The sequence below is a fragment of the Mammaliicoccus sp. O-M54 genome (assembly GCF_022386035.1).
GTDB classification, from domain to species: Bacteria; Bacillota; Bacilli; order Staphylococcales; family Staphylococcaceae; genus Mammaliicoccus; species Mammaliicoccus sciuri_A.
On sequence record NZ_JAJNJE010000001.1, the window covers coordinates 591,728 to 607,465 of the forward strand.

General features: G+C 33.6%; 14 protein-coding genes. All 14 read left to right on the forward strand.

Going from position 1 to position 15,738, the window contains the following annotated elements; all coding sequences use genetic code 11:
• Positions 1-41 precede the first annotated feature (41 nt).
• The 14 genes from rpsB to LQ673_RS03060 all read left to right on the forward strand — a co-directional run bounded on the left by rpsB (position 42) and on the right by LQ673_RS03060 (position 15,738).
• Positions 42-818 (forward strand): 30S ribosomal protein S2, encoded by a 777-nt coding sequence (gene rpsB, locus LQ673_RS02995; RefSeq protein ID WP_025905323.1) that lies wholly within the window; start codon positions 42-44, stop codon positions 816-818.
• A 93-nt stretch (positions 819-911) separates the two neighbouring features.
• Positions 912-1,799 carry a translation elongation factor Ts gene (gene tsf, locus LQ673_RS03000; RefSeq protein ID WP_185805765.1) on the forward strand — a complete coding sequence of 296 codons (888 nt, stop codon included), beginning with the start codon at positions 912-914 and terminating at the stop codon, positions 1,797-1,799.
• 84 nt (positions 1,800-1,883) lie between these two features.
• The gene (pyrH, locus tag LQ673_RS03005) at positions 1,884-2,606 is read left to right on the forward strand and encodes a UMP kinase (RefSeq protein ID WP_025905325.1); all 723 of its coding nucleotides are present in this window, start codon (positions 1,884-1,886) and stop codon (positions 2,604-2,606) included.
• A gap of 17 nt (positions 2,607-2,623) precedes the next feature.
• The gene (frr, locus tag LQ673_RS03010) at positions 2,624-3,178 is read left to right on the forward strand and encodes a ribosome recycling factor (protein ID WP_037587780.1); all 555 of its coding nucleotides are present in this window, start codon (positions 2,624-2,626) and stop codon (positions 3,176-3,178) included.
• Positions 3,179-3,318: 140 nt separating this feature from the next.
• The gene (locus LQ673_RS03015) at positions 3,319-4,071 is read left to right on the forward strand and encodes an isoprenyl transferase (RefSeq protein ID WP_025905327.1); all 753 of its coding nucleotides are present in this window, start codon (positions 3,319-3,321) and stop codon (positions 4,069-4,071) included.
• 11 nt (positions 4,072-4,082) lie between these two features.
• The gene (locus tag LQ673_RS03020; protein WP_037587782.1) at positions 4,083-4,865 is read left to right on the forward strand and encodes a phosphatidate cytidylyltransferase; all 783 of its coding nucleotides are present in this window, start codon (positions 4,083-4,085) and stop codon (positions 4,863-4,865) included.
• Between the two features lie 15 nt (positions 4,866-4,880).
• Positions 4,881-6,011, forward strand: coding sequence for a 1-deoxy-D-xylulose-5-phosphate reductoisomerase (gene dxr / locus LQ673_RS03025; RefSeq protein WP_037587783.1), 1,131 nt, complete (start codon positions 4,881-4,883; stop codon positions 6,009-6,011).
• A gap of 2 nt (positions 6,012-6,013) precedes the next feature.
• Positions 6,014-7,300 (forward strand): RIP metalloprotease RseP, encoded by a 1,287-nt coding sequence (rseP, locus tag LQ673_RS03030; protein ID WP_037587784.1) that lies wholly within the window; start codon positions 6,014-6,016, stop codon positions 7,298-7,300.
• A 17-nt stretch (positions 7,301-7,317) separates the two neighbouring features.
• Positions 7,318-9,021: a proline--tRNA ligase gene (locus tag LQ673_RS03035; protein WP_159315109.1), complete on the forward strand. Its 1,704-nt coding sequence runs from the start codon at positions 7,318-7,320 to the stop codon at positions 9,019-9,021.
• A 97-nt stretch (positions 9,022-9,118) separates the two neighbouring features.
• Positions 9,119-13,438, forward strand: a complete 4,320-nt coding sequence (locus LQ673_RS03040; protein WP_410250509.1) for a PolC-type DNA polymerase III — start codon at positions 9,119-9,121, stop codon at positions 13,436-13,438.
• Positions 13,439-13,559: 121 nt separating this feature from the next.
• The gene (gene rimP / locus LQ673_RS03045; protein ID WP_037587791.1) at positions 13,560-14,027 is read left to right on the forward strand and encodes a ribosome maturation factor RimP; all 468 of its coding nucleotides are present in this window, start codon (positions 13,560-13,562) and stop codon (positions 14,025-14,027) included.
• Positions 14,028-14,045: 18 nt separating this feature from the next.
• Positions 14,046-15,113 (forward strand): transcription termination factor NusA, encoded by a 1,068-nt coding sequence (gene nusA / locus LQ673_RS03050; protein ID WP_037587793.1) that lies wholly within the window; start codon positions 14,046-14,048, stop codon positions 15,111-15,113.
• Between the two features lie 17 nt (positions 15,114-15,130).
• Complete coding sequence (gene rnpM, locus LQ673_RS03055) at positions 15,131-15,415, forward strand: RNase P modulator RnpM (protein WP_025905335.1); 285 nt, start codon at positions 15,131-15,133, stop codon at positions 15,413-15,415.
• On the forward strand, positions 15,412-15,738 hold the full coding sequence (locus LQ673_RS03060; RefSeq protein ID WP_025905336.1) for a ribosomal L7Ae/L30e/S12e/Gadd45 family protein: 327 nt from the start codon (positions 15,412-15,414) through the stop codon (positions 15,736-15,738). Before rnpM ends, LQ673_RS03060 begins: the two co-directional genes overlap by 4 nt.

Sequence of the window (15,738 nt, forward strand, 5' to 3'; positions counted from 1 at the left end):
AAGTGTTTATGGCGGAATAAAACCAATTAGGAGGAATTATCATGGCAGTTATCTCAATGAAACAATTGCTTGAAGCAGGTGTTCACTTCGGTCACCAAACACGCCGTTGGAACCCAAAAATGAAAAAATACATTTTCACAGAAAGAAACGGTATCTACATTATCGATTTACAAAAAACAGTTAAAAAAGTTGACGAAGCATACAACTTTATTAAATCTGTTTCTGAAGAAGGCGGTAAAGTATTATTCGTAGGTACTAAAAAACAAGCACAAGAGTCAGTTAAAGAAGAAGCTGAACGTGCTGGACACTACTACATTAACCAAAGATGGTTAGGTGGTATCTTAACTAACTATAAAACAATCTCTAAACGTGTAAAACGTATTTCTGAAATTGAAAAAATGGAAGAAGACGGTACGTTTGATGTATTACCTAAAAAAGAAGTTGTAGAACTTAAAAAAGAATATAACCGTTTAATCAAATTCTTAGGCGGTATTCGTGATATGAAATCAATGCCTCAAGCATTATTCGTAGTAGACCCTCGTAAAGAGCGTAATGCGATTGCTGAAGCACGTAAATTAAACATTCCAATCGTTGGTATTGTTGATACAAACTGTGACCCAGATGAAATCGACTATGTTATCCCTGCGAACGATGATGCTATTCGTGCTGTTAAATTGTTAACTGGTAAAATGGCTGATGCTATTTTAGAAGGTCAACAAGGCGTTTCAAATGAAGATGTTGCTGAAGAGCAAAACATCGACTTAAACGAAACAGAACAAGCACCTGAAGAAGAATCAACTGAAACTACTGAAGCATAATTTCAAAAAGGTGATAAGGTTCTATAACTTATCACCTTTTTTTAGAAAGATTTAAGATAAACAATATATTATTTAAATAAATGGAGGAATTAGATTATGGCTATTTCAGCTAAACTTGTTAAAGAACTACGTGAAAAAACTGGCGCAGGTATGATGGACTGTAAAAAAGCTTTAACAGAAACTGATGGTGACATCGATAAAGCGGTAGATTACTTACGTGAAAAAGGTATCGCTAAAGCTGCTAAGAAAGCAGACCGTATTGCTGCAGAAGGTACTACTTTTGTTGCATCTAAAGGTAACGATGCAGTAATTCTTGAATTAAACTCAGAAACTGACTTCGTTGCTCGTAACGAAGGTTTCCAAAACTTAGTTAAAGAAATGGCTGATCATATTCTTGATGTTAAACCAGCTGACGTTGATGCATTAAACGCTTCAAAATTAGCTAGTGGTCAAACTGTTGAAGAAAAAATGAACGAAGCTATCTCTACTATTGGTGAAAAATTAACTTTACGTAGATTTACATTAAAAACAAAAACTGATAACGATTCATTCGGTGAGTACTTACACATGGGTGGACGTATTGGTGTATTAACTGTTGTTGAAGGTTCAACAAATGAAGAAGCAGCTAAAGACGTTGCTATGCACATCGCTGCATTAAACCCTAAATTTGTTTCTCGTGACCAAGTATCTGAAGAAGAATTAGCTCACGAAAAAGAAATTTTAAAACAACAAGCTTTAAATGAAGGTAAACCTGAAAATATCGTTGAAAAAATGGTTGAAGGTAGAATGCGTAAATATTTAGAAGAAATCTGTGCTGTTGACCAAGCATTCGTTAAAAATCCAGACCAAACTGTTGCTGAATTCTTAAAAACAGACGGTGGCGTGCTTGTAGATTTCGTTCGTTACGAAGTTGGGGAAGGTATCGAGAAACGTTCTGATAACTTTGCTGATGAAGTAAAAGGACAAATGAAAGGCAACTAAGATTGCTTTTTAGGAAGAAGACACGCTTTGTGTCTTCTTTCGTTATATATAAAGACCTAATTATAAGCATAGAGAGGGATCAAGATGACTAAGAATTCTAAATATAAACGCGTCGTATTAAAACTAAGTGGTGAAGCTTTAGCAGGAGATTCTGGCTTTGGCATTAACCCAGTCGTAATTAAAAGTATCGCTCAACAAGTGTCAGAAGTTGCTCAAATGGATTGCGAAGTTGCTGTAATCGTTGGTGGCGGAAACATTTGGAGAGGTAAAACTGGAAGCGATTTAGGTATGGATCGTGGAACAGCTGATTATATGGGCATGTTAGCCACTGTTATGAATGCTTTAGCATTACAAGATAGTTTAGAACAATTAGATTGTGATACTCGTGTATTAACTTCAATCGAAATGAAACAAGTTGCTGAACCATATATTAGAAGACGTGCGATTCGTCACTTAGAGAAAAAGAGAGTCGTTATATTTGCAGCGGGAATAGGGAATCCTTACTTCTCTACAGATACGACTGCAGCTTTAAGAGCAGCTGAAGTTGAGGCTGATGTTATCTTAATGGGTAAAAACAATGTTGATGGTGTTTATTCTGCTGACCCTAAAGTAGATCCTAAAGCAGAAAAATACGAAAGATTAACATATATTCAAATGTTACAAGAAGGATTACAAGTTATGGATTCAACTGCTTCATCATTCTGTATGGACAATGATATCCCACTTGTTGTATTCTCAATTATGGAAGAAGGAAATATTAAACGTGCTGTTCAAGGTGAAGAAATCGGTACGATTATTACAAAATAAACTTGAGGTGTAATTCCATGGCAGATGTTATTCAAGAAACGAAGTCAAAAATGAACAAAACTATTGAAAGTTTCAATAGAGATTTAGCTGGTATTAGAACTGGACATGCAAATGCGAATCTTTTAGAAAGAGTAAATGTTGAGTATTACGGTGTTCCAACACCTATTCAACAATTAGCAGGTATCTCAGTACCTGAAGCGCGTTTGTTAGTTGTTCAACCATATGACAAATCATCAGTTGATGATGTACTTAAAGCAATAAATGCTGCTAACTTAGGTGTTAATCCAACAAGTGATGGTACAGTTATTAGAATTTCAGTACCAGCATTAACTGAAGAACGCAGAAAAGAATTAGTAAAAGAAGCTAAAAAAGAAGCTGAAAATGCTAAAGTTGCAATTCGTAATGTTCGTCGTGATTCAAATGAAGATTTGAAGAAACAAGAAAAAAATGGCGAAATTACAGAAGATGATTTAAGAAATCAAACTGAAGAAGTTCAAAACATTACAAATGATTTCATCAAACAAATAGATGATTTAACGACTCAAAAAGAAAATGACATTTTGGAAGTTTAAAGATAAGAGCTGTACCAAATCAGACTTTGGTACGGTTTTTTCTTTATATATAACAGAATCACTCTTTTTGTGATAAAATGTATTACGATATGTTTAATTAATTTTACATATAAATTCGCGTTTGTTTGATGGAGGACGCTATGATAAAAAAGTTTATAAAGCAAAAACAACAAATAAATAATCAAGACAATGAATTATCGATACCTGAACATATAGCAATTATTATGGACGGAAATGGTAGATGGGCTAAAAATAGAAAAATGCCTCGTATAAAAGGACATTATGAAGGTATGCAAACGGTTAAGAAAATAACACGTAAAGCAAGTGATTTAGGTGTGAAATATTTGACTTTATATGCTTTTTCTACGGAAAATTGGTCGAGACCAGAAGATGAAGTGAAATATTTAATGAAATTACCGGTTGATTTTTTAAAGACTTTTCTACCTGAATTGATCGAAAAAAATGTTAAAGTCACAACGATTGGTTTTACCGAAGCTTTGCCTAAGCATACTAAAAATGCAATTGAAGAAGCTATCGAAAAAACGAAACATAATACAGGGCTAAATCTTGTGTTTGCGTTGAACTATGGTGGTAGAGCAGAAATTCTTAATGCTGTTAAAGAACTTTACCATGAAGTTGAAGAAGGCAATTTAACAATTGATGATCTATGTGAAGATAATATAAAGAAATATTTATTCACTTCAGATATTCCAGATCCAGAGTTGCTCATTCGTACATCAGGTGAAGAAAGATTAAGTAATTTTTTAATATGGCAATCATCTTATAGTGAATTTATATTTACTAAGACACTGTGGCCAGATTTTGATGAACAATCACTCATAGACTGTTTAAAAATTTATCAGTCGAGACAACGAAGATTTGGTGGGCTGTAAAGGAGATAAAAATGAAGACAAGAACAATATCGGCAATTGTTGCTATGGCTGTATTTCTTCCAGTCGTAATATATGGTGGATTACCCGTAATAGCGTTAGCGTATTTATTAGCGATTATTGCTTTAAAAGAAATTTTAAATATGAATAATTTATCAATTATTTCTATACCAGGTTTTTTGTCCACTGTTTCGCTATGTATAATATTATTGCCTCAAGAACTCATTAATAACGATATAAGTGTTCAACTTAGACTTCTAATCGTTATGAGTTTCTTAATGTTGAGTTATACAGTGATGTCTAAAAATAGATTTAATTTTATGGATGCCTCTTTCTGTGTCATGTCCGTTACATATATCGGAATAGGCTTTATGTATTTCTATGAGACAAGAGAACATGGCTTACAATTTATCTTATTCGCATTATTATTAGTGTGGTTAACTGATACAGGTGCATATATATTTGGTAGATTATTTGGTAAACATAAACTTTGGCCATTAATTAGTCCGAACAAAACGATTGAAGGATTTATTGGCGGCATTTTCTCAAGTTTAATCGTTGCAGTTATTTTTGGACAATATTTTGATATGGATGTATCATTATGGTTATTAATTCCATTAACGATGTTATTAAGTATGTTTGGACAATTAGGTGACTTAGTAGAATCAGGGCTTAAAAGACATTTCGGTGTGAAAGATTCAGGGAATATTATGCCAGGACATGGTGGTATATTAGATAGATTTGATAGCTTTATCTTTGTATTACCACTGTTAAATCTATTCCTATTTCAATTGTAAATTGGGGTGAAGTCTTTGAAAAATATAGCTATTTTAGGAGCTAGTGGTTCTGTTGGACAGCAAGCATTAGATGTTATAAGAGAACATGCATCACAATTTAATTTAGTTGCATTTTCAGTCGGTAAAAACATTGCTTATGCACAGAATATAATTGAAGAATTTCATCCAGAACTCATATCTGTTCAAAATGAAGAAGATATAGATAAACTTAAACATTTAAATATTGAAATTGTACATGGGGACGCAGGTTTATTAGCAGTTGCAACATACCATAATACCGATATTTTATTAAATTCAATTGTCGGTAGTATAGGTTTAAGACCTACTATTGCAGCTATAGAAGCTGGTATAGATATAGGACTAGCGAATAAAGAGACTTTAGTTGCAGCTGGTGAACTTGTGATGTCAAAAGCTAGAGAACATAATGTTAACATTCTACCTGTAGATTCAGAACACTCAGCAATATTTCAATGTTTAAATGGTGAGAAGAAAGAACAGGTTAATAAATTAATCATAACTGCGAGTGGCGGATCATTTCGTGATTTAACACGTACAGAACTCAAATCTGTAACACGTGATGAAGCGCTCAATCATCCTAACTGGTCTATGGGGCAAAAGATTACGATAGATTCTGCAACAATGATGAATAAAGGTTTAGAAGTCATTGAAGCAAAATGGTTATTTGATTTAGATATTGACCAAATTGAAACTGTCTTACATAAAGAAAGTATTATTCATTCTATGGTTGAATTTAAGGATACGAGCGTGATTGCACAATTGGGTACACCAGATATGAGAACACCCATTCAATATGCATTTACATATCCAGAAAGATATACAAGAGATGCAGAAAAATTAAATTTAGCTCAAATCGGACAGTTGAATTTTAAAGAAATGGATTTCGATCGCTTTAAATGTATACAGTATGCTTATGAAGCTATTAAAATAGGTGGTACAATGCCCGTTGTTTTAAATGCTGTGAATGAAGTAGCTGTAAATAAGTTCTTGAACAATGAAATAACATTTTTGGAAATTGAAGACATGATTGGGGAAGCAATGAAAAACCATGAAGTTATTGAGCATCCAGATTTAGAAACGATTCTAAAAATTGATGCTACATATAAATCTAAGGATTACGGGGTGTAGGCGTGATTTATACAATATTAGCATTTATTTTTGTATTTGGACTATTAGTGACAGTACATGAATATGGACATATGTTCTTTGCGAAACGTGCAGGTATCATGTGCCCAGAGTTTGCCATAGGTATGGGACCTAAAATATATTCATATAAGAAAAATGAAACACTTTATACAATTAGACTACTTCCAGTAGGTGGTTATGTCAGAATGGCTGGAGATGGATTAGAACAAAATCCATTAACACCAGGTATGCATATCGCAATTAAATTAAACGATCAAAACGAAATAACACATGTTATTATGGATGATCAACATAAATTCCAACAAATTGAACATATTGAAATTAAAGATAGTGATTTCGAAAATGATATTTTCATTGAAGGTATTACAGCAAGCGATGAAGAAAGACATCATTTTAAAATAGCGAGAGAAGCTTACTTTGTTCAAGGTGGAGATTTAATACAAATTGCACCTAAAGATAGACAATTAATGTCTAAAAAGCCTTATCAAAGATTCTTAACTTTATTTGCAGGTCCGTTATTTAATTTTATTCTTGCTTTTGTTATTTTTATTGGGCTTGCTTATTGGAATGGTGTGCCAACGAATGAACCAGTATTTGGAGATTTAGAAGACGGTGCTCCTGCACAAACTGCAGGTATTAAAAAAGGTGACGAAATTTTATCAGTAGATGGACAAAAAATTCAAAAGTTTACAGATTTACAACCTATTTTTAAAGAGAAGAAAACTGAACCTGTAGAAATCAAAGTTAATCGTGATGGTCAAGAAAAGACTTTCAAAGTAGCAGCTAAAAAAGATAAACTAGAAGTTAGTAAAGGTAAATATGAAACACGATACATTATTGGAGTTGCACAACCGACAGAACACACAGTGTTTGGTCCATTAATTGCAGGTATTGAAAAAACAATAGTGGCAGGTCAATTAATATTCCAAGCAGTTCTTGGCTTGATTACGAGCATATTCACGGGTGGATTCTCCTTTGATATGTTAAATGGACCTGTTGGTATATATAGCAATGTAGATTCTATTGTGAAGCAAGGATTTATTACATTAATGGGTTACACAGCGTTATTAAGTGTTAACTTAGGTATTATGAATTTATTACCTATTCCAGCTTTAGATGGCGGAAGATTATTATTTGTTATTTATGAGATGATTTTCAGAAGACCGATTAATAAAAAAGCAGAAATGGTTATGCTTTCAATTGGTGCTGTATTTTTAATATTTGTAATGATTATGGTTACATGGAATGATATTCAAAGGTACTTCATGTAGCTTATAGGAGGAAACTTATGAAACAGTCGAAAATATTTATACCAACATTAAGAGAAGTTCCTGCAGAAGCGGAAGCAATTAGTCATAAACTTTTATTAAAGTCAGGTATGATTAAACAAAATGCAAGAGGTATATATAGTTATTTACCAACTGCAAAACGTGTACTCAACAAAATTGAGCAAATTGTACGTGAAGAAATGGAAAAAATAGATGGTGTAGAAGTACTTATGCCTGTGCTACAACAAGCTGAACTTTGGAAAGAATCAGGTAGATGGGATGCATACGGTCCAGAGTTAATGAGATTGCACGATCGTAATAAACGTGAATTTAGTTTAGGACCTACACATGAAGAAGTTGTGACTTCTCTTGTAAGAGATGAATTGAAATCTTATAAACGTTTACCAATCACTTTATTCCAAATTCAAACAAAATTTAGAGACGAACAACGTCCAAGATTTGGATTATTACGTGGCCGTGAATTTATTATGAAAGATGCTTATTCTTTCCATGCTAATGAAGATTCATTAGATGATACATACCAAGATATGTATCATGCTTATCATAATATCTTTACAAGAGTAGGTTTAAACTTTAGACCAGTACTTGCTGACTCTGGTGCTATCGGTGGAGACCACACGCATGAGTTTATGGCTTTAGCTGATATTGGTGAAGATACAATTGTTTATAGTGAAACAAGTGACTATGCTGCAAATATTGAAAAAGCTGAAGTAGCTTATACACCTAATCATGAACATACACCATTAAAAGATATAGAAAAAGTTGAAACGCCAAATGTTACAACAGCACAAGCATTAGCAGACTTTTTAAATGTGACTTTAGATAAAATTATTAAATCAATGATTCTTAAAGTTGATGATGAATATGTCATGATATTAATTAGAGGTCATCATGAAGTAAATGATGTTAAGTTAAAATCATATTTCAAAACAGATAATATCGAAATGGCAACTGAGTCTGAAATCGTGAATATTTTAGGTGCTAAGCCAGGTAGTCTAGGACCAGTTAATGTAGACCAAATCAAAATTTATGCAGACAATTTCGTTCAAGATATTAATAATTTAGCTGTTGGTGCAAATGAAACAGGTTATCATTTTATTAATGCGAACGTAGATAGAGATTTTAAGATTGAAGCATATGGAGACTTTAGATTTATTCTTGAAGGAGAAGCATTACCGGGTGATTTAGGAGTTGCGAAATTCGCTGAAGGTATCGAAGTTGGTCAAGTCTTCAAACTTGGAACGAAGTACTCTGAAAGTATGAATGCGACATTCTTAGATGAACAAGGTAAAGCACAACCACTTATTATGGGTTGTTATGGTATTGGTATCTCTAGAACATTATCAGCAGCAATTGAACAACATCATGATGATAAAGGGATTATTTGGCCAAAAGCTATTGCACCTTATGAAGTACATTTAATTGCGATTAATCCTAAAAAAGAAGAGCAACAAGCATTAGCAGATCAACTTTATGGTCAATTACAAAATAAATATGATGTCTTATATGATGACCGTAAAGAAAGTGCTGGGGTTAAATTTAATGATGCAGATTTAATAGGTTTACCAGTACGTGTTATGGTTGGTAAGAAAGCTTCAGAAGGTATCGTAGAAGTAAAACGCCGTGATAATTCAGAAAGTAAAGAAGTCCATATTGATGAATTAGATGAAGTACTTGCTACTTTCTATGATGCAGTAAAATAGACTGATAAAAACAACTAAATCTGATATAATATAAGATATTTAAAGAGGCTATTTAATGATTAGCCTCTTTTTCATTTTGATGAAGGTGGTCGTATAAGTGTCAATGACAGGGCAAGAGAAATTCCAAACGCTTCTCACGCAAATGAACATAACAGATGAACTTGATAAAGATGTCGTAGAACAAGGTGAACTTACAAGAATTGATGTGTCCCAATCAAAAAGATTGTGGCATTTCTACATTAAGTTGCCATATTATTTATCAAGTGAAATGTATCTTGTTTTTACAAATCAACTGAAAAATACTTTTAGTAGTATTGCGCAAGTTGATTGGACAATTGAAGTGACAACTAAAGAACAAATAGATGAACATATATTGAAATACATTCCACATTGTATTGATGGTACTGAATTAAGTGATAAAGTGAAACATCAACTTAAACAAAAGCCTATTATCTTTGCTGATGATATCGTGAAAGTTCAAGTGAACAATGATATTGAACGCGATTATTTCGATAAACGTGTCAATGGTTCATTAGTAAAAGCGCTCCAGAAATGTGGCTTTCAAATAAGTCGTGTTATATTCGAAACGATGGATAATGAAGAACAAATGAGAAGAGAACTTGAATCATTTGAAGCGCACATCCAACAAGAAGATGAAGAAGCTGCACGAATTGCATCAGAAAAAATGGAACGTATGAAGAAAGAAAAAGCAGAATCTAGTGATAATGAAAATGCTGTATCACGATGTCAAATAGGTAAAGACATTCCAGTAGATTCTATTCGCAAAATAGAAGATATTATCGAAGAAGAATTCAAAGTAGCACTTGAAGGTGTTATTTTTGATATCGAAATGAAAGAACTTAAAAGTGGTAGACATATTGTCACATTAAAAATTACGGACTATACCGATTCACTTATACTTAAAATGTTTACGAGAAAAGGTAAAGATGACCTTGAACATTTTAAAGCTTTAAAAGTAGGTACATGGGTTAGAGCACAAGGTAGAATTGAACAAGATCAATTTATACGTGATTTAGTGATGATGATGACGGATATCCATGAAATTAAGAAGTCTCCTAAACTTGATAAAGCAGATGAAAAAAGAGTTGAATTTCACTTACATACATCTATGAGTCAAATGGATGGCATTACACATATCGGTAAGTATGTTGAACAAGCTGCTAAATGGGGACATAAAGCAATCGCGATAACAGACCATAATGGTGTTCAAGGATATCCAGATGCGCATGCAGCTGCCATGAAAAATGGTATTAAAATGATTTATGGTATGGAAGGTATGCTTGTAGATGATGGTGTGCCGATTGCGTACAAGTCACAAGATATTCCGCTTAAGACTGCAACGTATATTGTATTTGACGTCGAAACAACAGGACTTTCAAGTCAATATGATCAAATTATAGAATTAGCGGCTGTTAAGGTTAAAGATGGCGAAGTAATTGATACCTTTGAACGTTTTTCTGACCCAGGAGAACGTCTATCAGAAACAATTAAAAATTTAACTGGTATTACAGACGAAATGTTACGTGGACAACCTGATATTGAAACAGTTCTAAAAGATTTCCATGAATGGGTTGGAGACGCAATTTATATTGCGCATAACGCATCATTTGATATGGGCTTTATAGATACAGGATTTGAACGTATCGGACTTGGTGCTACGACAAATGGTGTTATCGATACGCTTGAATTATCACGTACAGTGAATACTGAATATGGTAAACATGGATTGAATTTCTTAGCTAAAAAATATGGTGTAGAACTTACACAACACCATAGAGCGATTTATGATGCGGAAACAACAGCACATATCTTTATTAAGATGTTGAAACAGTTAGAAGAACTCAATGTTCATAATCATAATCAAATAAACGAGAAGCTATCAAATGATGAAGCATATAAACGTGCAAGACCTTCTCATGTAACGCTAATCGTACAAAACCAAGTCGGACTGAAAAATTTATTCAAAATTGTCAGTGCCTCATTAGTAGATTACTTTTATCGTACACCACGTATACCACGCTCGTTATTAAACAAATATAGAGAAGGGATTCTAGTAGGTAGTGCATGTGATGAAGGAGAAGTATTTACAACGGTTATGCAAAAAGACCAAGATGAAGTTGAAAAAGTTGCGAAATATTATGACTATATAGAAGTTCAACCTAAAGGCTTATATCAAGATTTAATTGATAGAGAATTAATCAAAGATAATGAAACGATGGAAGAAATATATAGTCGTATATTAAGCGTTGGTGAGAAACTTGATATTCCAGTCATTGCAACAGGAAATGCCCATTATTTATACGAACATGATGCTGTTGCACGAAAAATATTAATCGCCTCTCAACCAGGTAATCCATTGAATAGACAAACATTACCTGAAGCTCATTTTAGAACAACAGATGAAATGTTAGATGAATTCCACTTCTTAGGTGAAGAAAAAGCATATGAAATCGTTGTGAAAAATACGAACGACTTAGCAGATAGACTCGAAACCGTGATACCTATTAGGGATGAATTATATACACCTAATATGGAAGGTGCGAATGAAGAAATTCGTGAAATGAGTTATGAGAATGCTAGAAAATTATATGGTGAAGACTTACCACAAATCGTAATTGATAGACTTGAAAAAGAATTAGAAAGTATTATCGGAAATGGTTTTGCGGTTATTTACTTAATCTCACAAAGGTTAGTTAAGAAATCATTGAATGATGGTTATTTAGTTGGTTCACGTGGTTCTGTCGGATCTAGTTTTGTTGCGACAATGACTGAAATAACTGAAGTGAATCCATTGCCGCCACATTATATTTGCCCATCTTGTAAAGAAAGTCATTTCTTTGATGATGGTTCAGTCGGATCAGGTTTCGACTTACCAGATAAACAATGTGAAAAATGTCATGTTGATATGATTAAAGAAGGACAAGATATACCGTTTGAAACATTCTTAGGTTTCAAAGGAGATAAAGTACCGGATATTGACTTGAACTTTAGTGGTGAATATCAACCAGTAGCCCATAATTATACGAAAGTACTGTTCGGTGAAGACAAAGTATTCAGAGCAGGTACAATCGGTACTGTTGCTGAAAAAACAGCTTTTGGTTATGTTAAAGGATATTTAAATGATCAAGGTATTCATAAACGTGCAGCTGAAGTTGATAGACTTGTTAAAGGATGTACCGGTGTTAAAAGAACAACCGGGCAACATCCAGGTGGTATCATTGTTGTACCAGATTATATGGATATTTATGATTTTACACCAATCCAATATCCTGCCGATGATCAAAAATCACCATGGAAAACAACGCATTTCGACTTCCATTCTATTCATGATAATATTTTGAAACTGGATATATTAGGACACGATGATCCAACAATGATAAGAATGTTACAAGATTTATCAGGCATTGATCCTAAGACAATTCCAGTAGATGATAAAGAAACAATGAAAATCTTTAGTACACCTGAATCTTTAGGTGTTACAGAAGAAGATATACTCTGTAAGACTGGAACATTTGGTGTGCCAGAATTCGGTACAGGTTTCGTTAGACAAATGCTTGAAGATACGAAACCAACTACTTTTTCAGAGCTCGTTCAAATATCTGGGTTATCACACGGTACAGACGTTTGGTTAGGAAACGCACAAGAGTTAATCAAATCCGGTACATGTGATTTATCAAGTGTTATCGGTTGTCGTGATGATATTATGGTTTACTTAATGTATAACGGCTTAGAACCATCACTTGCCTTTAAAATTATGGAAGCAGTTCGTAAAGGTAAAGGTTTAACAGATGAATTCGAAGAAGCTATGAAAGAAAATAATGTACCAGATTGGTATTTAGATTCATGTAAAAAAATTAAGTACATGTTCCCTAAAGCCCATGCTGCTGCATACGTTCTAATGGCATTAAGAATTGCATACTTCAAAGTTCATCATCCGTTGTTCTATTATGCTAGTTACTTTACAGTACGTGCGACAGACTTTGATTTAAAAACAATGACAAAAGATAAAGAGTCTATTAAAGCAACGGTGAAAGAATATTATAGCCGATTCCATGAATTAGCTAAAAAAGAAAAAGATGTATTAACAGTTTTAGAAATTACAAATGAAATGGCACATAGAGGTTACAAAATCCAGCCAGTAAGCTTAGAGAAAAGTGATTCGTTTGAATTCAAAATTGAAGGTGATTCACTTATTCCACCATTTATCGCAGTTCCTGGACTAGGTGAAAACGTTGCGAAACGTATCGTTGAAGCAAGAGAAGAAGGTCCATTCTTAGCTAAAGAAGACCTTAATAAAAAAGCAGGTGTATCTCAAAAAATCATCGAATATCTCGATGAACTTGGATCATTACCAAATATGCCTGATAAAGCTCAGCTTTCAATATTTGATTTATAATGCATGTTCTTGAGCATAGCGCCATTATGTGATATACTGTTATTGCTTAAAATAATACTCTGACGTTTAAAGAGTGGGACATTTCCCGCTCTTTTCTGTTTGTATTAAGAGGGAGGTCATTATGAGTAAAGTTGCAGCACACGTTGAGGAAATTATTCAACCAATACTTGAAGATTTAAATTATGAACTTGTAGATGTCGAATATGTCAAAGAGGGATCAGACTATTATCTACGTATTGCAATTGATAAAGACGGTGGCGTTGATTTGAACGACTGCACAATTGCCTCTGAAAAGATTAGTGAAGTTATGGACAAAGAAGATCCTATTAAAGAACCTTATTTCATGGATGTATCTTCACCTGGTGCAGAACGCCCATTGAAAAAAGAAAAAGACTATCAAAATGCAATTGAACAACCTGTATTTATCTCGTTATACGAACCTGTTGAAGGAGATAAAGAATGGTTAGGCGTTTTAAAAGAAGTTACTGAAACATCTATAACGCTAGAAGTGAAAATTAAAACAAGAACTAAAAATGTCACGTTGCCACGCAAGAAAATCGCTAAAGCACGTCGATCAGTAATGTTATAATATAAAGGAGGATACATTGTGAAAGGTAATGAATTATTACTTGCAATTGAATACCTTGAAAAGGAAAAAAGAATACCTCGTGAGGTACTTATTGATGCAATAGAAGCGGCTTTAATCACAGCTTACAAAAAGAACTATGACAGTGCCAAAAATGTTAGAATCGAATTGAATCTTGATGAAGGTACTTATAGAGTTATTTCAAGAAAAGACGTTGTAGAAGATGTTGAAGATTATAGAGATCAAGTAGCATTAGATACAGCGTTAGTTACAAATCCAGCATACGAAATTGGAGATGTCTTTGAAGAAGACGTTACACCTAAAGATTTCGGTCGTGTTGGTGCTCAAGCAGCTAAACAAGCAGTTATGCAACGTTTAAGAGATGCTGAAAGAGGCATTCTTTATGATGAGTTTATTGATAAAGAAGATGACATTGTAACAGGTGTTATCGACAGAGTCGATCATCGTTATGTATATGTTAATTTAGGCCGTACTGAAGCTGTACTTTCTGAAGCTGAGAGAAGTCCAAATGAACAATATTTACCAAATGAACGTATTAAAGTATATGTGAATAAAGTTGAACAAACGACTAAAGGTCCTCAAATCTTTGTATCACGTACACATCCTGGTTTATTAAAGCGTTTATTCGAGCAAGAAGTTCCTGAAATTTATGATGGTACTGTAATTGTTAAATCTGTAGCACGTGAAGCTGGAGACCGTTCTAAAATTAGTGTCACTTCAGAAAATGGCGATATCGATGCTGTAGGTGCATGTGTTGGTGCTAAAGGTGTTCGTGTTGAAGCAGTCGTTAATGAATTAGGTGGCGAAAAAATCGACATCGTTGAGTGGGACGAAGATCCAAAAGTATTCGTAAGAAATGCTTTAAGTCCTTCACAAGTTGTAGAAGTTATTGTAGACGAAGAAAATCAATCGACTACAGTTGTCGTACCAGATTACCAATTATCATTAGCAATCGGTAAACGTGGACAAAATGCACGACTTGCTGCAAAATTAACAGGTTGGAAGATTGATATTAAATCAGAAACTGATGCAAGAGAAGCAGGCATTATTTCAACTGAAGAATCATAAAGTGAGGTGCTTTTATCATGAAAAAGAAAAAGATACCAATGCGTAAATGTATACTTTCAAATGAAATGAAACCTAAAAATGATATGATTCGTGTCGTTAAAAATAAAGAGGGCGAAATAACAGCAGATGCGACAGGTAAAGCACCAGGTCGCGGTGCATATGTTTCTAAAGATCTAGAAGTTATCGAAAATGCACAGAAACAAGGAAAGTTAGAACGTTATTTTGACAGTAATAAAGAAACACTTGAACCTGTCTATAAAGAAATCATTCGTTTAATTTACCGTGAGCGTATACCTAAATGAGTATAGAAAAGAAAGATCAAATTTTAAATCTTCTTGGTCTGGCAACAAGAGCTAGAAAGATTAAGACTGGCGAAGAAATTGTCATAAGTGAGTTAAGAAAAGGCAATGTTAAACTTGTCATACTTTCAGAAGATGCTGCAGCAAATGTTACAAAAACAATAAAAAATAAATGTGCAACTTATCATGTAACACTTTTAACTTTTGCTACACGCTATGAATTAGGCTACGCAATTGGAAAAGAAAGCAGAGTGGTGTTGGGCATAACTGACATTGGATTTAGCAAAAAGCTAAAAACGATGATTCATGATTTTCATGAGGAGTGA

Coding starts and splice junctions, on each gene's coding strand:
- LQ673_RS03015 (WP_025905327.1), top strand. CDS start 3,319: ATGATAAAAAAGTTTATAAAGCAAAAACAACAAATAAATAATCAAGAC.
- rimP (WP_037587791.1), top strand. CDS start 13,560: ATGAGTAAAGTTGCAGCACACGTTGAGGAAATTATTCAACCAATACTT.
- rnpM (WP_025905335.1), top strand. CDS start 15,131: ATGAAAAAGAAAAAGATACCAATGCGTAAATGTATACTTTCAAATGAA.
- LQ673_RS03035 (WP_159315109.1), top strand. CDS start 7,318: ATGAAACAGTCGAAAATATTTATACCAACATTAAGAGAAGTTCCTGCA.
- LQ673_RS03060 (WP_025905336.1), top strand. CDS start 15,412: ATGAGTATAGAAAAGAAAGATCAAATTTTAAATCTTCTTGGTCTGGCA.
- frr (WP_037587780.1), top strand. CDS start 2,624: ATGGCAGATGTTATTCAAGAAACGAAGTCAAAAATGAACAAAACTATT.
- pyrH (WP_025905325.1), top strand. CDS start 1,884: ATGACTAAGAATTCTAAATATAAACGCGTCGTATTAAAACTAAGTGGT.
- LQ673_RS03020 (WP_037587782.1), top strand. CDS start 4,083: ATGAAGACAAGAACAATATCGGCAATTGTTGCTATGGCTGTATTTCTT.
- rpsB (WP_025905323.1), top strand. CDS start 42: ATGGCAGTTATCTCAATGAAACAATTGCTTGAAGCAGGTGTTCACTTC.